This is a genomic window from Gemmatimonadaceae bacterium (assembly GCA_036504815.1).
Lineage (GTDB): Bacteria > Gemmatimonadota > Gemmatimonadetes > Gemmatimonadales > Gemmatimonadaceae > PNKL01.
In genome coordinates, this window is sequence record DASXUN010000008.1 from 44,634 (window position 1) to 62,762 (window position 18,129).

Below are 18,129 nucleotides of genomic sequence, written 5' to 3' on the forward strand. Positions count from 1 at the left end.
AGGCCGCACCGTACGGTGCGGCCTTTTTCGCTGCTACCACCCCTCGCGATCACGCAGCGCGGTGATGTGCGCGACGTGATGCAGGCAATGCCACGCGTACAGCGCCGTGAGAAAATCGATGGACATGGTGCGGCCGTGCTCAGGATGCACCACCGTCCGCGCGAAATCGGCCGGGGCGAGCGACCGCAGCAACGCGACCCAGCGCGCGTGCACGCCGTCGAGAATCTGCAGCGAAGGCTCGATGGCCAGCGTCTGCGAATCAGGCAACTCAGCCCACGCCTTCTCGAGGTAGGGCTTGATGGTCGGGTTGTCCTCGGTGAGCGCCAGCCGGACGCGCGTCACCGCGTTGAGGTGCGAGTCGGCCAGATGATGCACGAGCTGGCGGACAGTCCATCCGTCGGGGCGATAGGGCGTGTCGAGCTGGGCATCCGACAGCGCCTCCAGCGCGTCGCGCAGCTTCTCGGGAAGCTGGGCGAGGTGCCAGATGGCGTCGTTGCGCGACTGCGGCGTGACGGGAGCGGCGGAGTCGAACTTGCCGATAGGATAACGGAGATCGGACATCGGAACGAGGAGGAGGTAGAGGCGAAGGGACGGGGGACGAGGGCAGGAACGAGGAGGGAGACAGTCGCTACAGCGTGAACCATTCGTGCACGCGCGCCTTCAGGGCTGCGTCGCCGTCCTTGTGCGCGTATTCGTTGGTGGTGCGTGAATAGATATAGTCACCAGACCATCGTTCCACATTCCGCACGCACTCGGCGACCGCGTCGATGGCGTGGTCGATGTCATGCATCGTGGTGCTGGGGTGAAAGCTCAGGCGCACCCAGCCGGGCTTGTCGGACAGGTCGCCCTGGTCGATGCGATCCGTGATCGACTTGGAACGTGACGGGTCGACGTGCAGCAGATAGTGCCCGTAGGTCCCGGCGCAGGAGCAGCCGCCGCGCGCCTGCACGCCGAACCGGTCGTTGAGCAGGCGGACCATCAGGTTGTAGTGCACGCCTTCCACCCAGAACGAGAGCATGGCCAGGCGCTGCCGCACGCCCTGGGCGAGCACGTGCACGCGCGGGATCGCCGCGAGCCGATCCATCGCATACGGTGCGATCACGTGCTCGCGGGCCTGCATCGCCGCGACGGTCATCTCGTCCTTGAGCTGCACCGCCAGGGCGCTCTTGATGGCCTGCAGGAAGCCCGGCGTGCCGGCGTCTTCGCGCGCCTGGATGTCGTCGAGGAAGGCGTACTCGCCCCACGGGTTGGTCCAGGCGACGGTTCCGCCACCCGCCTCATCCGGCACCGTGTTCCGGTAGAGCGCGCGATTGAAGATGATCACGCCTGCCGCGCCCGGCCCGCCGAGGAACTTGTGCGGTGAGAAGAGCACCGCGTCGAGGAAGCCCTCCGGGTCATCGGCCGGATGCATGTCGACGTCCACATACGGCGCCGAGGCCGCGAAGTCGATGAGGGCAACGCCGCCGGCGCGGTGCATCAGGCGCGCCATCGCGTGATACGGCGTGAAGATGCCGGTCACATTCGAGCAGGCGCTGAAGGCGCCGATCTTCACGGGGCGGTCGCGGTACTGGTGCAGCTGCGCCTCGAGCGCCGCGAGCGAGACCACGCCCGCGTCATCGGGCGGCACCACCACGACGTCGGCGATCGTCTCGTACCACGACGTGTGATTGGAGTGGTGCTCCAGGTGCGTGACGAAGACCACCGGGCGTTCGTGCTCGTGCAGCGTGACATACTTGCGCAGTCCTTCGGGTGCCTTGAGGCCGAGGATGCGCTGCAGCTTATTGACCGCGGCGGTCATCCCGGCGCCGACGGTGAGGATCAGGTCGTCGGGCGAGGCATTGACGTGGCGCTTGAGGATGTCGTGCGCCTCGTGATAGGCGAGCGTCATCGCCGAACCCGTCACCGACGACTCGCTGTGGGTGTTGCCCACGAACGGGCCGAAACGATCGCGCAGGCGCTCCTCGATGGGGCGATACAGGCGCCCGCTGGCGGTCCAGTCGGCGTAGACGATGCGGTGCTCACCGTACGGTGAAGTGAACCGCTGGTCGTGGCCGATGGTATGGCGGCGGAAGGGCTCGAAGTGGGATTCGAGATTGGACATGCGAGACGTGTGGAGGAGAAATGAACTATAAGGGGGGACGAGAGGCGGAACGGGGAGGAGGTAGAGGCTAGGGGACGAGTGATGGGGTGGGCGAGGGGGGACGGGAGGCCTCCCGCTCCTGCACTCGTCCCCCCTCGCTGCGCCTCCACCCTCCTCCCCGTTCCTCCTCAAGGGGTTGATTGCCCCCCCCAGCCGGGTATAATTCGTGTCTCCCGGAAAACGGGAACTGTTCTGCCCCTTGGTGTAACTGGCAACACGTCTGACTCTGGATCAGAAGAGTCCAGGTTCGAGCCCTGGAGGGGCAACTCCAGAAGTCGTTATCCCACAACGAGAAAGGCACCTTCTTCGGAAGGTGCCTTTCTCGTTGCCGTTCTACTTCGGATACCGGGCGCAATTCCGGGGCAAGGCGACGTTGGCTTGGCCGCCCAGAAAGGCGTATGCTGAAATGGGGCACGGCGCGCACGGCCGAGTTCTGCGACCTCCCCAGCTACGCGCGCAACGCGGCTCCGAATCCCGCAATCGGAGGGCGTATGAAGCTGCGCAAACCAAAGGCTACCGCGACCTCCTCGACGGAGCCAAAGCGCGACAGTCCCGAACCAGACGCGCCGGACAAGCGACGTCCGAATCCGCCCCGCACCACGACGGGGTGGATTACGAGTCCGAAGTTCGGCAGCGCCGGCAGTGGTGGCGCCGAGCTCGAACCGGGCGTGGACGTCGACTGACGCGTTGCGCTGATACTGACGATCGAAACCGCGCCCGCACGCGGTGCTGTACCTTGCGCTCGCCGGTGCCGCGGCGCGCCGCCTGCGCGAGGTAGTCCCGGCGGGAGCGTTGAGAGCAGTCATCCCGCCACGCTGCGCCGCCACCATACTCTCGCGTGAGTCGGCGGCAGCGGTGGTGGCGGTGTTGGCGGTCGACCGCCGGCTCGTCACCAAAGCTCCAAACCTTTCGTAGGGTGGGTGGTGTCGAACGATGAAGAGGTCGTTCGCACCAGGTGCCGCTCCCACTCCCGACAGGCGAAGCTCGATGACTCACTCTGCCGTCCATCCGGCCGTTGCTCGCACGACGCTGGCCGCGTTCCTCGCCTGTTCGCTGGCGGGGACACTCGGCGCGCAGGCGCCCGCTGCCGGGATGCCCACGGGCGAACCGCCGCGCGCGGCCGCGGTGCGCCGCTCCTCGCCGGTGGTCATCGACGGCCGACTCGACGAAGCGGCGTGGGCCGCGGCCACACCGATCACCGAACTGCGGCAACGGCAGCCGAACGAGGGCGCGACGGCGTCCCTGCACACGGAAATCCGGTTCCTGTTCGACGACCGCGCGTTGTACATCGGGGCGCGGCTGGCCGACCCGCAGGGGCGCGCCGGGGTCCGGGCGCCACGCGCCCGCCGCGATCAACTGCTCGACGGCAACGGCAACAATGGCGCTTTCAATTCGCTGACCTCGGACAAGCTCCTCATCGTCCTCGATCCGTTTCACAATCATCTCGATCAGGTGCTGTTTGAGATCAACCCCGCCGGCGTTCGCGGCGAGGCCTACAACGGCGACAATTCGTGGGATCCGGTGTGGGAGGCCGCCACGCGCATCGACGACGGGGGGTGGACGGCCGAGCTGCGCATTCCGTATTCGCAGCTGCGCTTCTCGCGCGACTCGGCGCAGCGGTGGGGGATGCAGATCTTTCGGTACATCGACCGGCTGAACGAGCGTGACATGTGGTCGTTCCGGCGGCTGAACGAGGCCAGCGGCCCGACGTTCTACGGGCATCTCGAGGGCATTACCGTCGGCCCGCAGCCGCGAAAGCTGGAGCTGATGCCGTATACGGTGGCGCGTGGCGTGTTCAAGCCATCCGTTGCCGGCGATCCCTACCAGTCGGGATCCGACAAGCAGGCGAGCGTTGGCGGCGACATCAAGTACCTGCTGACCACCAACCTGACTCTCGACGCGACGATCAATCCCGACTTCGGCCAGGTGGAAGTGGATCCGTCGGTGCTCAACCTGTCGGCGTCGGAGACGTACTACGACGAGAGGCGTCCGTTCTTCGTGTCGGGGAGCAGCGCGTTCAGCTTTGGCGGGATGAGCTGCTACTTCTGTGACAACGTCTCCGGGCTTGGGGCCTTCTACTCGCGTCGCGTCGGACGTCCGCCGCAGCTCGCCGGGTACGTGAAGGGCAGGGCAGCCTTCGCCGATGTCCCCAGCAACACGTCAATCCTCGGCGCGGCCAAGGTGACGGGTCGCACGAGCAACGGCTACTCCATCGGGTTGCTCGACGCGTTCACCGACCGCGAGACGGCCCGGTACGTACGGCCGAATGCGACTGCGACCACGCACCAGCTGGTGGAGCCGATGGCGAACTACTTCGTCGGTCGCGTGAAGAAGGACCTGCACGATGGCGCCAGCTCGGTCGGCGGCATCCTCACGTCGACGCTGCGGCGCGTCGATGACGATCCGGTGGCCGCGGCGAGCCTGCGCACCCGCGCGACGGTGGCCGGCCTGGATTGGCGGCACACGTGGAGCAACCGCACCTACCGTTGGATGGGAACGGTGGTGGCGTCTGACGTCGCGGGCAGTGCCGCGGCGATGGCAGCCACGCAGCGTTCGAGTGTGCACTACTACCAGCGGCCGGACCGCCGCGTGATCGACGGCGGCTTCTTCGGCGCGCGCTACGACACCACGGCCACCGCCATGCGCGGCTGGGGACTGTACACGCGCGTGGCCAAGGAGAACGGCAACTGGCTGTGGGAGCTGGCGCAGAGCTGGCGCAGTCCGGGCTTCGAGACCAATGACGCATCGTTCGTCAGCCGCACGGGATACCGGTGGATGAACGGCAACCTCGTGCGGCAGTGGGTGAAGCCGACATCGTGGTACCGGAACATCTGGATCTCCACCGGCATGAACCAGGAGTTCAACTGGGACGGCCTTCGCACCTTCCAGGACCTGACCGCCTACTACGGGATGGAACTGCCGAACTATTGGCGCATCCGCTCCTTCGTCATTCACAACGCGACCGTGGACGACGACCGGCAGACGCGTGGCGGTCCGGTGACGATGCACGAGGGCTACGACTTCGTGCACCTGCAGCTGTCCACGGACCCGCGGCGCCTGGCGGTGTTCGACCTGACGACGCGCTATGCCCAGGGGTTGCACGACGGCACCCACATGCGGCAACTGCAGCCGGGCATCGCACTCAAGCCGATGCCAAGCCTGTACGTGCAGCTGGCGCCATCCTACGAGATGTCCGAGGGCGCGACGCAGTACGTGACGACGGTGAACGACCCCGCCGCCACCGCATTCGGCGGCAAGCGCTACGTCTTCGCCTTCATTCGCACGCAGACCGTGTCACTGGAGACGCGCGTCAACTGGACGTTCACCCCCGACCTGACGCTGCAGCTGTACGTGCAGCCGTTCATCGCGAGCGGCGACTATCAACGGTTCCGTGAGTTTGCGGCGCCGAGGACGCTGCACATGCTCGACTACGGACATGACATCGGGACGCTGACGCGCAACGCGACGACGGGCGCCTACACGGTCGATCCCGACGGTGCGGGGCCGGCGGCCGCGTTCAGCTTTGGCGACCCGAACTTCACGGCGCGCTCGTTGCGCGGCACCGCGGTGCTGCGCTGGGAATATCGCCCGGGATCGACGATCTACTTTGCGTGGACGCAGCAGCGCGCGGGTTTCAGCAACGACGGAACGCTCGACTTCGGGCGGGACCAGTCGGCGCTCTGGCGCGATCCGGCGGAGAACGTCTTCCTGGTCAAGGTGAACTACTGGCTCGGCCGGTAGCGGATGCGCCCTAGTTGGCGCGCTGCAGCTGTGCCGCGCGTGCGTCGAGCTTGGCCGCCTCAGCCAGTCGGCCGGCGCGCCGCCGCAGTTCGGCGTAGTCGTGCAGGGTCTCGATGATCCAACGGGGATTCGTGCCGGCAGTCTTCTCGCGGATCTCCAGGGCGCGACGGTAGAGCGGCTCCGCCTCGCCGAGGCGGCCCTCATCGCGGAGCGTGCCGGCCAAGGCGTGCAGCGTCGTGGCAATGCTGGCGTGTCCCGGCGCCAGGTACTTCTCCTTCGCGGCGAGCGACTGCCGCAGCAGCCGCTCCGCCTGGTCATACTGCTTCAGCTTCCAGTAGACCTCGCCCATGTTGTTGTAGAGGCCGAAGACGTTGGGGTGCGCCGGCCCGAGCGATCGTTCGAAGATCGGCCGCGCCGCCTCATAACTGCGCAACGCGTCGTCGTATCGTTTCAGCTGGTAGTACGTTCCACCCAGGTTGTTGAGCGTGCTGCCGACGTCGTAGTGATCTTCGCCCAGCGCCCGCCTCTGGACGGCCAGCACCTGGAGAAAGATCGACTCCGCCTCCGCCAGCCGGCCCTGCGCGAAGTAGACGTTGGCCAGGCCGCTGCGGCGCCGGAGCAGGGACTGGTCGGACGGAGGCCGCAGCCGCTCGTCGATGGGGAGGACGCGATGATAGAGCGATTCGGCCTGCGCGAGCTTGCCCTGACGCGTGCGCAGCACGGCGAGGGACGCGAGGGTCGACGCCACTTCCTTGCTCGCGGGGCCGAACGCCGCCTCGCGGATGGCGAGCGCGCGGAGGTACGCGCTGTCCGCCAGCGCGAGGTCGCCCTTGGAGCGTGCCGCATCGCCGAGTCCGTTCAGCGATTCGGCGACGAGGGTGTCGTTGGGCCCGTAGGCCTTCTCGCGAATCTGCACGGCCTGCCGGAAGAGCACCCGTGCCTGATCGGACATCCCCATCTGCTGGTGCACCGTGCCAAGCGTTTGCATCAGGCGGGATTGCAGGGCAGGCTGCCCCGCCAGCTTGCGTTCGACGCTGTCGGCGCCGCGCGCGAGCAGCTCGCGGGCCGTCAGGGTGTCGCCGCGCGAAAGGCCGGGGTCGTTGACGCGGAAGAGCTCCGTGAGAAAGGTGGTGACCTGCTGGGCCGCTTCGGCCTCCTGCGCGGCGAGCCGTTCGGCGCGGCGCGCGGTCACGAAGCCCACCGTCGAAAGGACGGCGCCGCCCACGACTGCCAGTGCGACGACGGCGCCGGCGGCGACGCCCACGCGGTGCCGGCGCACGAACTTGGAGAGCCGATAGCGCGCACTGGGCGGGCGCGCGATCACCGGCTGGTTGGCGAGATGACGCTGCAGGTCGTCGGCCAGGCTGTTGGCGGAGTCATAGCGCCGGGTGCGATCCAGGCTGATGGCTTTCAGCACGATCCAGTCGAGGTCGCCCCGCAGCTCGCGCTTGAGGCGTGGCAGGTCGGTTTGTCGGCAGTGCGTGACGGTGCCATCGGCCGGCGTCGAGCCGAGGCGGGCGCTGGGCGCCGGCGGATTGATGAGTCCTGATGTCAGGCTGACGAGAAAGGCATGCGGTCCCATCACCGCGGGATCGACCGGCAGGCCTCCGATGAGCAGCTCGTAGAGCATCACCCCGAGCGAGTAGACATCGGCGCGCGTGTCGATGTCGGTGGCCGGCGCGCTGGCCTGCTCGGGGCTCATGTATGCCGCCGTGCCGACGGCCACGCCGGCCATCGTCACCGCCGCCTCGTCGGTGAGCTCGCGGCCGGTGGCCTTGGCGATGCCGAAGTCGATGATTTTCGGCTGCGGCCGTCCGTCCTGCTCGGTCACGAGCACATTGGACGGTTTCAGGTCGCGGTGGATGACGCCCTTCTGGTGGGCGTGCTGCACGGCGCGGCACACCTCGATGAAGAGCTGGATGCGATCCGCGACCGACAGGCGGTGCGTGTCGGCGTAGGCGGTGATCGGGAGCCCGCGGACGAGCTCCATCGTGAAATACGGCTCGCCGGTCTCCGTCTCGCCGGCCTGCAGCACCTTCGCGATGCCCGGATGGTTCATCACGGCGAGCGCCTGGCGCTCGGTGTCGAACCGCGCGATGACCTGCCGCGAGTTCAGCCCCGCCCGCACCACCTTGATCGCCACGCGGCGGCGGACGGGGCCGGTTTCCTCGGCCTCATACACGAGTCCCATGCCGCCCTGCCCCAGCAACTGGAGCACGCGATACGGGCCGATGCGCTCCGGCAGCTTCTCCAGCGGCGCGTCCATGTCGAGGTCCCCGGGACGGCGCTAGGTCTCGATCACCATGTCGGGGTCGATGGACGCCGTGCGGCGGCGACCGGCGTGATCGCGGAACGTGATGTCGAGGATGTACTGTTTCTCGCCCTTCCGCTTCACGGGCAGCCGGCGCAGGCTGTAGAGCGCATTCTTGATGCCGGCAACGACGCGGCGTTTGGCGAACGGCCACCTGACCTTCTTCCGACTCCGGCGCGGCGCGGCGTGCTCGATCTGCGCGTTCATCTTCACCCACGTAATCGTGTCACCGGTGTGACTGCGGATGGTCCAGGGATGGACCGTGATCTCGATCCGGTTCTCTCCTGACTCGCCAGTCTGCTTCAGGTGCACGTAGACCTTTCGCTCAGCCATGAGTCGCTCCGGCAGGAGGGGGGATGCCGAGGGGCCTCCCACCATACGACGCGCCGGCGACTTGAGCAATAACCGCCCACCCGGGGCGGGGTTTCAGGAGGCTCAGGTAAAGCCGCTGTTGCCACCGCACGAGGTGGCGCCGCTTCCGGCTCCGGACCGGCTCCCCGTCAGCACCCCGCACCCCGTGATGCGACGCTCGACGTCGGTTGAACCGCACGCCGGACAGCGCCGACCCTCACCCGCCGAGTAGGCGGACATGGACAGGCGCACCTCATACGGGGCGCTGCACTGGAGGCAGATGTACTCGTAGGTGGGCATCGGTGGGTGAAGATGCGCTGTGCCGCCGGCACAGACGATTTACGATGGACGGGCACATGAATTAGTATGTTTCGCCAACTCGCCGCGGGAGTGGGCAGGCCTCACGCCTTCCAGCACCGTCCGCGGCTCACGCTTCCACGCTCCGCCGACTACCCACGTCCGCATGCCCGTCTCCCGACGAGAATTCCTGGTCCTCGCCCTGCTCGGCCTGCTCGCCGGCGCCGCGTATTTCGTGACGTGCCGCCTGATCTCGTCGCCGGCGGATGTCGCGATGCCAGCGTGGGTGCCGTTCCTTCCCATACTCACCATTCCGTACCTCCTGCAGGTGGTCGTGAGCTACGTGCTGGCGATGTACCTGGTGCACCGCGCGCGGCGGCACGCCGTGTTCAAGGCGTACTTCCTGTCGCTGGCCATGGTCTTCGCGGTCTGGTTGATCCACCCCACGCGCATGCGACGTCCGCCCGCGCCGCCGGAGTGGTGGAACTGGCCCTATGCCGTCATGGCGCGCACCGACCTTCCCGTACACGTCTGGCCGGCGGGGCATATCCTGATGCCCGTGCTGCTCATCTGGGCGTGCTGGTACGAGCGGCGTGACTGGCTCTGGTGGCTGGTCCCCGCGCAACTCGTCGGCGCCTTCGGCATCGCCGCCACGTGGCAGCACCGGCCGGTCGACATCCTGTTCGGCAGTCTGCTGGCCGTCGTTGCGGGGCTGTGGTTCGGGGTGGCGCGTCCGGCCGCGGCCTAACGGCCGCTCGCACCATCGTGTCCGGACCGGCGCGCGCGGCCCGCCGCCGGCGTGCTGCCCGGGGCGAAGATCAGCTGGACGACGACTTGACGCACAGCCGCAGCGTGCGGTCCACGCGTACGATGTGATTGAGGAGCCAGTGCTGCAGGGAGGTCAGCAGCAGCTGCGCGTCGTGCTGGTCGTAGCCGTGCTGGGCGTGAAACCGTCGGTGTTCGCCCAGGAGTTGCAGAAGCCCCGCATGTTGCTGCTTGTTGACCTGGGCTGCCGGGCACCGATGCCGCTCCATGCACCCTTCCTCGAACACGAAGTGATCGCGGCAATACCGGTCGAGATATCCAAGCAGGCGCAGGTACTCCGTCGACCCCTCGTGCTGCTCGATGGCGGCGGACAGCGCCGCCACCGCCCTGAAGAGCGATTTGTGCTGGTCATCGATCTGCGGGACGCCAGTCGCGAAGGAGTCATTCCACTGCATTCGACGAATGCTAGCGGCAACGCAAAACGGCGGTATCCCGGTTTGTGCGTACACGTTTCCCCGACAGGTATCTCCTACGTGAGAAGCGTGGCGTGACACCGAGTGACTGGTCAGGCACAGACGTGACGCGGGCCGCGCTCGCGCGCGGCCCGCGTCGTCGTCCGGAGGAGGATGGCTACGGTATGGCCTTGGGTCGCGGGAACTTCGGTGTCATGCCGAGGTTCGCCATCGAGAAGGCGTACTGGTCGGCCGTCACCTCGAGCGCCTTCGTGAGCGATGAACTGCCATGGCCACTCGACGTTTCGACGCGGATCAGGACGGGATTCGGACCGCGGTGCGCCTGCTGCAGCCGGGCGGCGAACTTGAACGAATGCGCCGGCACGACGCGGTCGTCGTGATCGGCCGTCGTCACGAGCGTGGCCGGATACGACACCCCATCCTTGAGGTTCTGCAGCGGCGAGTACTTGATGAGGTACTTGAAGTCCTCGGCGTTGTCGCTGGAACCGTAGTCAGCGACCCAGTTCCAGCCGATCGTGAATTTCTGGAAGCGCAGCATGTCCATCACGCCGACGGCGGGGAGCGCGACCCTGAAGAGGTCCGGGCGCTGCGTCATGATGGCGCCCACGAGCAGGCCGCCGTTGGAGCCGCCCTGCATCACGAGGCGGTCTTTATTGGTGTACTTGTTGGCGATCAGCCACTCGCCGGCCGCGATGAAGTCGTCGAAGACGTTCTGCTTGTTCCCCTTCATGCCGGCCTGGTGCCACGCCTCGCCGTACTCACCGCCGCCGCGCATGTTGACCGAGGCATAGACGCCGCCCTGCTCAAGCCAGGCGATGCGCGACGCGCTGAAGCCCGGCAGCGTCGAGATGTTGAAGCCGCCGTAGCCGTAGACGAGCGTCGGGTTGCGGCCGTCCAGCTTGAGCCCCTTCTTGGCGACGATGAACATCGGCACCTTCGTCCCGTCCTTCGACGTCGCGAAGACCTGCCGGGTCTCGTACAGCGACGGGTCGAAGGGGAGCTTGGTCTCGCGATAGACCGTGCTTGTTCCGGTGGCGAGATCATAGCGGTACGTGGTGGGCGGGGCGGTGAAGCTGCTGAAGGAGAAGAACGCATCGGTGTCGCCGCGCTCGCCGCCACTGAAGCCCGCCGTGCCGACGCCCGGAAGCGCGACATCCCGCACCTTCGTGCCATCGTACGCGTACTCGACGATCTGACTCGTCACGTCCTTCAGGTACGACGCGAACAGGTGGCCGCCAGCGTTGGCGACGCCGTCCAGCACCTCCTTCTGCTCCGGGATGACCGTCCTCCAGTTCGACTCCGCCGGGGCGCTGGGGTCGATGCGCACGACGCGATTGTTGGGGGCGCCGGCGTTGGTCTGCACGAACAGCGCGCCGCCGTCGTTGTCGATCACGCCGAACTGCTTCTCGAAGCCGGTGACGACCTTGCGCCAGCCGGGATCGCCGGCGGCGAGGTCGCGCACCCAGAGGGCGTTGCCGTCCGCGCCCTTGCCGCGGTCGGAGATGCTGAGGATCAGGAATCGTTCGTCGTCAGTGACATCCACAGTGTGGAACCGCTGCGGATGGGCGGCGTCCTCGAAGACCAGTTGGTCCTGAGACTGCGGCGTGCCGAGGACGTGGTAGTAGACCAGGTGGTTCTCGTTGACACCGCTCAGCGCCTTGGTGGTGTCGGCGGGGGTCGGGTAGCGCGAGTAGAAGAAGCCGTTCTTGTACCACGCGATGCCCGAGACCTTCACCCAGCGCACCTGGTCGGGGAGGTTCTTCTTGCTGACTGGGTCCATCACGCGGATCTCCTGCCAGTCGGAGCCGGCCAGGGAGAGCGTGTAGGCCAGATGCTTGCCCGCGCCGTCGAACGTGAAGCCGCCCACGCGCGTCGTGCCGTCGGCGGTGAGCGTGTTCGGATCGATCAGCACCTCTTCCTTGCCGTCGAGCCCGCGTTGGAGGTAGTACACCGACTGGTTCTGGAGGCCGCTGTTCCTCGTGAACCAGACCCATCCCTTGCGACGGACCGGGGACGAGATGCGCGGATAGTTGGAGAGCTCCTTGAGGCGTTCGAGCAGGGCGCCGCGATAGGGAATCTTGCCCAGGTAACCAAAGGTGACCGCGTTCTGCTCGCCGACCCACGCCTTCACGGCACTCGCCGTGTCGTCCTCGAGCCAGCGGAACGGATCGGCGACCTTGGTGCCGTGGTAGTCGTCCACGTGCGGCACGGTGGCGGTCGCCGGATACTTGAGCGGGGTGGGTTGCTGGGCCGCGCCGGAGGCGGTGACGAGCGCGAGCGCGGCGATCACGGCGAGGCAGCGTGCGAAGGGCAGAGGGCGTTGTGCCGTCATGGGATGCTCCAAGGGTGACACGCGAGTGCGGTGCGGAGATTGAACCAATTGATTCTCTCCGCTGTACGCTCTCTCAGCCAGTCCTGCTGGCGCGCCCATCGCGCACCCGCGACCTTTCGCTCAGTGCCCCCACGGCGGCGTACGGCTGCTGCGAACGGCGCCCCGCACCACGATTGTCGGAGAATCAGCCATGTCCTCGCGTCTCGCCCGCTCCCGTCTCTTCCTGGTCGCCGCGGCCGCCGTGCTCGCGCTCCCGGTCGGCGCGCAAGTGCGCCCCGCCCGCCCCGTCCGATCGGTGCCAGTGCAGCCGGAACTCCCGCCCACGCCGGTCGACACGGTGCGCGCCATCATGCCCCCGCGGCAGCCGCTGCCGCCCGAAGCGGCGAGCGCTGGTGTGACGCGCTTCTCGTTCATCGTCTATGGTGATACGCGCGGGCGACGCGACGGCACGGAGGTGCAGTACGAGCACTCCCTCATCGTCGATGCGATGCTGCGGCAGATCGCGCTGCGGGCGAATGGCCCGTCGCCGGTCCGGTTCATCCTGCAGAGCGGTGACGCGGTGGTGAACGGACGCGACCCGCGGCAGTGGAACATGAGCTTCACGGGGCTCATCAATCGCCTGACGACAGAAGGCGGCGTGCCGTACTTCCTCGCCCCCGGGAACCACGATGTGACGAGCGCGGCGGAACTGGAGAATCCCGGACGCAAGGAAGGGCTGGCCAACTACCTGCGTGCCGTGGCGCAGCTGATCCCGCCGGACGGCGCGACCCGGCGGCTGAACGGCTATCCGACCTATGCGCTCGGGTTCGGCAACACCTTCGTGCTGGCGTTCGACTCGAACATCGCGGCCGACTCGACGCAGTTCGCGTGGGCGCGCGCCCAGCTCGAGGGACTGGACCGGACGCGCTATCCGAACATCGTCGCGTTCTTCCACCATCCCGCCTACTCATCTGGGCCACACGGTGGCGCCATCATCGAGCGGCCCACGGCGGCCGTGCGCGACCAATGGATGCCGCTGTTCCGGAAGCACGGCGTGCAGCTGCTCGTCACCGGGCACGAGCATCTCTACGAGCACTGGGTAGAACGCTATCGCGACGCGCACGGGGCGTGGCGTCGCATGGACCAGCTCGTGACCGGGGGTGGCGGAGCGCCGCTCTACCCCTACCGCGGCGAGCCCGACTTGCGCGCCTACCTCACGGCCAGCGGCGCCGACTCGGCGCGCGTCGAACATCTGGTGAAGCCCGGGATGGAGCCCGGCGACAACCCGTACCACTTCGTGGTCGTGAACGTGGATGGCGCGCGGATGACGCTCGAGGTGCTCAGCGTCGACTGGGGGACGGGATTTGCGCCGTATCGGAGCAACAAGGCGGCGCTGAGGGATAGTGTGCCTTAAGGTGCATCGGAACGGGGAGGGGGTAGAGGCTTAGCGAGGGGGGACGGGAGGTGGAACGAGGAGGGAGATCTCCGGGCGCGCGAGCGACCTCCCTCCCCGTTCCGACTCCCAACCCCCCTCGCTTGGCCTCTACCCCCTCCCCCTTCCGTTATCGCTTCAGCGAATCCATCACCGGTCTCATCGCCCGGTACACATTCGCCGCCACGATCCGCGCCCCGCGGGCGGTCGGATGGATGCCGTCGTCCTGGTTCAGTTCCGGACGGCCGGCGACGCCGTCGAGCAGAAACGGCAACAGGCGTACGCCCGTCTGCTTGGCGACGGTCGGAAAGACGGCACGGAAGCGACGCTGGTAGGCGGGACCGAGGTTGGTCGGGGCCTCCATCTGCACGAGCGCCACGGCCGCACCGGGCTGCGCCGCGCGCACCTTGGCGATCAGCGCCCGGAGGTTCGCCGCCGTGCTGTCGGGCTCCACGCCGCGCAGCCCGTCGTTGGCGCCCGTCTCGATGACCACCGCGGCGAGCGGCTGGCTCAGGAGCCAGTCGGCACGGCGCAGCGCGCCGGCCGATGTCTCGCCCGACAACCCGGCGTTGACGACCTCCACGGCATAACCGTCCTTCACGCTCAGTCGCTGCAGGACGGCCGTGTAGGAGCTCTCCGGATCGAGGCCCAGTCCGGCGGTGAGCGACGTCCCCAGAAACAGGATGCGCGGCCGCAACGTTGTTTGTGTTGCGGCCCCGCCCGCGCGCGTGGTTGATTCAACGCTAACGGACGCGCTCGGCTTGCCGTTGTCCTTTGGGGCGCTGCACGCCAGCGCCGCCAGCAGCACCGCCGGCGCCAGCGCCCCCCTCCCTTTTCCGCCGATCAATCGCATGCTCGTTGCCCGTGACCTGACCAAGGAGTACCAGAGCGGCACGCAGACGCTTGCCGTCCTGAAAGATGTCTCGTTCTCCATCCCGCAGGGGGCCTTCGTGGCCATCGTCGGCCCCTCCGGGAGCGGCAAGACGACGCTGCTCGGCCTGCTCGCGGGACTTGACATCCCCAGCCGAGGGACGGTGGAGATTGACGGCGTCGGCCTGCACGAGCTGTCGGAGGACGCGAGAGCGCTGCTGCGCGGGCAGAAAGTTGGGTTCGTGTTTCAGAGCTTTCAACTGATCCCCACGCTGACCGCGCTGGAGAACGTGCAGGTGCCGCTCGAGCTGCGCGGCGAGGGCGGCGCGCCCGCCCGGGCCCGCGAACTCCTCGAGCGCGTGGGACTCGGCGACCGGCTCCATCACTTTCCGACGCAGCTCTCGGGCGGCGAGCAGCAGCGCGTGGCCATCGCGCGCGCCTTCAGCACGCGCCCGCGCATCCTCTTCGCCGACGAACCGACCGGGAACCTCGACGGGCAGACCGGCGCGCGGATCGTCGAACTGCTCACCGCGCTCAACCGCGAGGAGGGCGCGACGGTGGTGCTCGTCACGCACGAGCAGGATCTCGCGAGCCGCGCGCAGCGCCTGATTCGCCTCGCGGACGGCGTGGTGGTGGAAGACCGGATAACGGCGGGCACAGGCACGGGCACGGAGGGCGCGGCCATGGCGCACGGCACGGAAGTCGGTGCAACGGCGAGCGCCGCGAGCAGCGCCACCTCCGTGCGCGACACCGGACCCGGAGCCTCGGCGTGAGCGGCATGAAGCTCGGGATGCTCTCGCGCCTGGCCTGGCGGGAGAGCCGCACGGCGCGGCGCAGGCTGCTGCTCTACATGTCGTCCATTTCGCTGGGCGTGGCGGCGCTGGTGGCCATCGACTCGTTCGCGAGCAACACGCAGGACTCGGTGCGCGCGCAGTCGCGCTCGCTGCTGGGCGGCGATGTCGCCTTCTCGAGCAACCAGAAGTTCCCGGCCGCCATCGACTCGCTCTTCGACTCGCTGGCGACGAGCGGCCTGGCAACCGCGCGCGTGACCACGTTCGGCTCGATGGCATTCGTGGAGCGCACGGGCGGCACGCGCCTGGCGCAGGTGCGCGGCATCACGGCGAACTATCCGTTGTATGGCGAGGTCGCCACCGAGCCGGCAGGGGCGTGGCGTCGCCTGCGCGACGCGCCGGTGGCGGTGGTGGATCCCACCCTGCTGGTGGCGCTGGACGCGCGGGTTGGCGACACGCTCACCGTGGGGTATGCGAAGTTCGAGATTGCGGGCGCCATCACCAGCGTGCCGGGCGACCCGGGCATCGCCAGCGCCATCGGGCCGCGCGTCTTCGTGGCCGACCGCTGGCTGAGCGAGACGCAGCTGCTGGGATTCGGCAGTCGCGCGCAGTACGAGGCCTTCGTGCGCCTGCCGCCGGGCGTCAACTCGCCCCAGTGGGCGGCGCCGCTGCGCCCGCAGATGCTCAAGGCCAACGTGCGCATGCGCACCGTGGTGCAGCAGGAGATCAACTTCACCGAAGCCATCGGGCAGATGGCGAGCTTCCTCGGTCTCGTGGGGCTGATCGCGCTCCTGCTCGGCGGCGTGGGCGTGGCGAGCGGCGTGCACGCGTTCGTCACGCGCAAGGTGGACACGGTGGCGGTGCTGCGCTGCCTCGGCGCCACCAGCAGCCAGGTGCTCTACATCTACGTGCTCCAGGCGGCGGCGATGGGATTGCTGGGCGCGGCCTTCGGCGCCGTCCTGGGGATTGCCATTCAGTTTGGCCTGCCGCTGGTGGTCAAGGATTTCCTCCCGCTCGACGTCCAGGTCACGCTCGACCCGAAGGCGCTGGCCACCGGGCTCGCCGTCGGCGTCTGCGTCGCGCTCATCTTTGCGCTGCGGCCGCTGCTCGCGCTGCGGCGCGTCTCGCCGCTGCAGGCGCTGCGGCGCGACGATGCGGCGCTGGTGCGGGCTTCGCTGCGCGACCCCGCCACGCAGCTGGTGAACCTGACGCTCGTGACGAGCGTCATCCTGCTCGCCATCGGACGGGCCGACACCGTGCCCCGCGGCCTGATGTTCGCGGTGGGCATCGGCATCAGCCTCGTCGTCCTGTACGGCGCCGCGTGGCTGCTGAGCGAAGGGGCGCGGCGCGTGGTCCGCCCCGCCTGGCCGTACGTGCTGCGCCAGGGCGTCGCGAACCTGTACCGCCCGGCCAACCAGACGCGCTCGGTCGTGATCGCCCTCGGGTTTGGGTCGTTCCTCGTGACGACCATCTACCTGGTGCAGACCAATCTGGTGAAGCAGTTCGACATCACGGCCGCCGCCTCGAAGGGCAACCTGGTGATGTTCGACATCCAGGATGACCAGCGCGAGGGCGTGGCGCGCTCGATCGTCGACGGCGGGCACCGGATCATCTCGATGACGCCCATCGTGACGATGCGCATCGCGAAGATCAACGGCGCCGAGCCCACCGAGCATGCGCGGCAGACGGGCCAGGGGCGTGGGAGCTGGGCGTACCGCCGCGAGTATCGCTCGACGTATCGCGACACGATGGTGGTGACCGAGAAGCTCGCCGCCGGCAAGTGGTTTGGCGCGCACTCGGCCAGCGACACGCTGCACGAGGTGTCGCTCGAGCAGGACCTCGCGACCGAGAACCTGAAGGTCAAGCTCGGCGACGTGATCACGTGGGACGTGCAGGGGGTGCTGATCTCGACGAAGGTGACGAGCCTGCGCACGGTGGACTGGGGGCGGTTCGACCCGAACTTCTTTGCGGTGTTCGACCCCGCGGCCATTCGCGGCGCGCCCAAGCAGTGGGCGGCGGTGGCGGCCGTGGCAGACGAGAAGGCGATGCCCGTGCTGCAGCGGCGCGTGGTGGAGCGCTATCCGAACGTGGCGAGCCTCGACATCTCGCTGGTGCGCCGCACAATCAACGACATCGTGCACAAGGTCTCGTTGGCGGTGCGCTTCCTGGCGCTCTTCTCGCTGGGGATGGGCGTGCCGGTGCTCTTCAGCGCCGTCGCCGCCACGCGCCGCGACCGGCTGCGCGAGAGCGTGCTGCTCAAGGTGCTGGGTGCGACGCACCGCCAGGTGCTGCGCATCCTCTTCGCCGAGTACGCCCTGCTCGGCGCGCTCGGCAGCCTGTGCGGCATGGGACTCGCGACGATCGGCGGCTGGGCGCTGGTGACGTTCGTCTTCGAGGCGCCGTTCCAGTTTGCCTGGGGCCCGGCGTCGGCGATTGCCGCGGCGATGCTGGGGATGGCCATCGGGATTGGCCTGCTGACGGCGCGCGAGGTGTTCCGCGAGACGCCGATGGCGGCGCTGAGAGAGGCGTAACCGAGACGGAACGAGAACGGGATGGAGGCGAAGGAACGGGGGACGGGAGTGGGGACGAGGAGGAGACGCAACTCTTCCCTTCTCGTCCCCATCTCGTTCCTGCACTCATCCCTCGT

At 68.0% G+C, this 18,129-nt stretch carries 14 protein-coding genes and 1 tRNA gene; 7 read left to right on the plus strand and 8 right to left on the minus strand.

The features are described from left to right. Window positions 1–33: 33 nt before the first annotated feature. Both VGJ96_03710 and VGJ96_03715 read right to left on the minus strand, forming a co-directional pair. Entirely contained in the window at window positions 34–561 is a 528-nt protein-coding gene (locus VGJ96_03710; protein HEY3286209.1) for a putative metal-dependent hydrolase, read from the minus strand. A gap of 67 nt (window positions 562–628) precedes the next feature. After that, window positions 629–2,101, minus strand: a complete 1,473-nt coding sequence (locus tag VGJ96_03715) for an aminotransferase class V-fold PLP-dependent enzyme (protein HEY3286210.1) — start codon at window positions 2,099–2,101, stop codon at window positions 629–631. 232 nt (window positions 2,102–2,333) lie between these two features. On the opposite strand from VGJ96_03715, the gene VGJ96_03720 reads away from it, so the two are divergent. The 3 genes from VGJ96_03720 to VGJ96_03730 all read left to right on the plus strand — a co-directional run bounded on the left by VGJ96_03720 (window position 2,334) and on the right by VGJ96_03730 (window position 5,881). Further along, a tRNA-Gln gene (locus tag VGJ96_03720) sits at window positions 2,334–2,406 on the plus strand. Between the two features lie 225 nt (window positions 2,407–2,631). Continuing rightward, entirely contained in the window at window positions 2,632–2,823 is a 192-nt protein-coding gene (locus VGJ96_03725; GenBank protein ID HEY3286211.1) for a hypothetical protein, read from the plus strand. Window positions 2,824–3,127: 304 nt separating this feature from the next. Continuing rightward, the gene (locus VGJ96_03730; GenBank protein HEY3286212.1) at window positions 3,128–5,881 is read left to right on the plus strand and encodes a DUF5916 domain-containing protein; all 2,754 of its coding nucleotides are present in this window, start codon (window positions 3,128–3,130) and stop codon (window positions 5,879–5,881) included. 10 nt (window positions 5,882–5,891) lie between these two features. On the opposite strand, the gene VGJ96_03735 is transcribed toward VGJ96_03730, so the two are convergent. From VGJ96_03735 to VGJ96_03745, 3 genes are all read right to left on the minus strand, one after another. After that, window positions 5,892–8,147 carry a serine/threonine-protein kinase gene (locus VGJ96_03735; protein ID HEY3286213.1) on the minus strand — a complete coding sequence of 752 codons (2,256 nt, stop codon included), beginning with the start codon at window positions 8,145–8,147 and terminating at the stop codon, window positions 5,892–5,894. Window positions 8,148–8,168: 21 nt separating this feature from the next. Next, complete coding sequence (locus tag VGJ96_03740) at window positions 8,169–8,525, minus strand: hypothetical protein (GenBank protein ID HEY3286214.1); 357 nt, start codon at window positions 8,523–8,525, stop codon at window positions 8,169–8,171. 102 nt (window positions 8,526–8,627) lie between these two features. Continuing rightward, window positions 8,628–8,843: a zinc ribbon domain-containing protein gene (locus VGJ96_03745; protein HEY3286215.1), complete on the minus strand. Its 216-nt coding sequence runs from the start codon at window positions 8,841–8,843 to the stop codon at window positions 8,628–8,630. Between the two features lie 163 nt (window positions 8,844–9,006). On the opposite strand from VGJ96_03745, the gene VGJ96_03750 reads away from it, so the two are divergent. Further along, window positions 9,007–9,588, plus strand: a complete 582-nt coding sequence (locus tag VGJ96_03750) for a hypothetical protein (protein HEY3286216.1) — start codon at window positions 9,007–9,009, stop codon at window positions 9,586–9,588. A 70-nt stretch (window positions 9,589–9,658) separates the two neighbouring features. Here the strand turns inward: VGJ96_03750 and VGJ96_03755 are convergent, their stop codons facing one another. Together VGJ96_03755 and VGJ96_03760 are read right to left on the minus strand one after the other, a co-directional pair. Beyond that, entirely contained in the window at window positions 9,659–10,060 is a 402-nt protein-coding gene (locus VGJ96_03755) for a hemerythrin family protein (GenBank protein ID HEY3286217.1), read from the minus strand. Between the two features lie 175 nt (window positions 10,061–10,235). Continuing rightward, window positions 10,236–12,410, minus strand: coding sequence for a prolyl oligopeptidase family serine peptidase (locus VGJ96_03760; GenBank protein HEY3286218.1), 2,175 nt, complete (start codon window positions 12,408–12,410; stop codon window positions 10,236–10,238). A 190-nt stretch (window positions 12,411–12,600) separates the two neighbouring features. Here VGJ96_03760 and VGJ96_03765 point away from each other — a divergent pair, with 190 nt between their 5' ends. After that, a complete protein-coding gene (locus tag VGJ96_03765) occupies window positions 12,601–13,803 on the plus strand; it encodes a metallophosphoesterase (GenBank protein ID HEY3286219.1) in 1,203 nt (400 codons plus the stop codon). Window positions 13,804–13,951: 148 nt separating this feature from the next. Here the strand turns inward: VGJ96_03765 and VGJ96_03770 are convergent, their stop codons facing one another. Further along, complete coding sequence (locus tag VGJ96_03770; protein HEY3286220.1) at window positions 13,952–14,674, minus strand: arylesterase; 723 nt, start codon at window positions 14,672–14,674, stop codon at window positions 13,952–13,954. Between VGJ96_03770 and VGJ96_03775 the strand changes: the two genes are divergently transcribed. Both VGJ96_03775 and VGJ96_03780 read left to right on the plus strand, forming a co-directional pair. Further along, complete coding sequence (locus VGJ96_03775) at window positions 14,673–15,464, plus strand: ABC transporter ATP-binding protein (GenBank protein HEY3286221.1); 792 nt, start codon at window positions 14,673–14,675, stop codon at window positions 15,462–15,464. The genes VGJ96_03770 and VGJ96_03775 overlap by 2 nt on opposite strands. A 5-nt stretch (window positions 15,465–15,469) precedes the next feature. Continuing rightward, window positions 15,470–18,013: an FtsX-like permease family protein gene (locus tag VGJ96_03780; GenBank protein HEY3286222.1), complete on the plus strand. Its 2,544-nt coding sequence runs from the start codon at window positions 15,470–15,472 to the stop codon at window positions 18,011–18,013. The last annotated feature ends 116 nt before the right edge of the window (window positions 18,014–18,129 follow it).

Coding starts and splice junctions, on each gene's coding strand:
- VGJ96_03760 (HEY3286218.1), bottom strand. CDS start 12,410: ATGACGGCACAACGCCCTCTGCCCTTCGCACGCTGCCTCGCCGTGATC.
- VGJ96_03715 (HEY3286210.1), bottom strand. CDS start 2,101: ATGTCCAATCTCGAATCCCACTTCGAGCCCTTCCGCCGCCATACCATC.
- VGJ96_03740 (HEY3286214.1), bottom strand. CDS start 8,525: ATGGCTGAGCGAAAGGTCTACGTGCACCTGAAGCAGACTGGCGAGTCA.
- VGJ96_03745 (HEY3286215.1), bottom strand. CDS start 8,843: ATGCCCACCTACGAGTACATCTGCCTCCAGTGCAGCGCCCCGTATGAG.
- VGJ96_03775 (HEY3286221.1), top strand. CDS start 14,673: ATGCTCGTTGCCCGTGACCTGACCAAGGAGTACCAGAGCGGCACGCAG.
- VGJ96_03725 (HEY3286211.1), top strand. CDS start 2,632: ATGAAGCTGCGCAAACCAAAGGCTACCGCGACCTCCTCGACGGAGCCA.
- VGJ96_03730 (HEY3286212.1), top strand. CDS start 3,128: ATGACTCACTCTGCCGTCCATCCGGCCGTTGCTCGCACGACGCTGGCC.
- VGJ96_03710 (HEY3286209.1), bottom strand. CDS start 561: ATGTCCGATCTCCGTTATCCTATCGGCAAGTTCGACTCCGCCGCTCCC.
- VGJ96_03750 (HEY3286216.1), top strand. CDS start 9,007: ATGCCCGTCTCCCGACGAGAATTCCTGGTCCTCGCCCTGCTCGGCCTG.
- VGJ96_03770 (HEY3286220.1), bottom strand. CDS start 14,674: ATGCGATTGATCGGCGGAAAAGGGAGGGGGGCGCTGGCGCCGGCGGTG.
- VGJ96_03765 (HEY3286219.1), top strand. CDS start 12,601: ATGTCCTCGCGTCTCGCCCGCTCCCGTCTCTTCCTGGTCGCCGCGGCC.
- VGJ96_03735 (HEY3286213.1), bottom strand. CDS start 8,147: ATGGACGCGCCGCTGGAGAAGCTGCCGGAGCGCATCGGCCCGTATCGC.
- VGJ96_03755 (HEY3286217.1), bottom strand. CDS start 10,060: ATGCAGTGGAATGACTCCTTCGCGACTGGCGTCCCGCAGATCGATGAC.
- VGJ96_03780 (HEY3286222.1), top strand. CDS start 15,470: ATGAAGCTCGGGATGCTCTCGCGCCTGGCCTGGCGGGAGAGCCGCACG.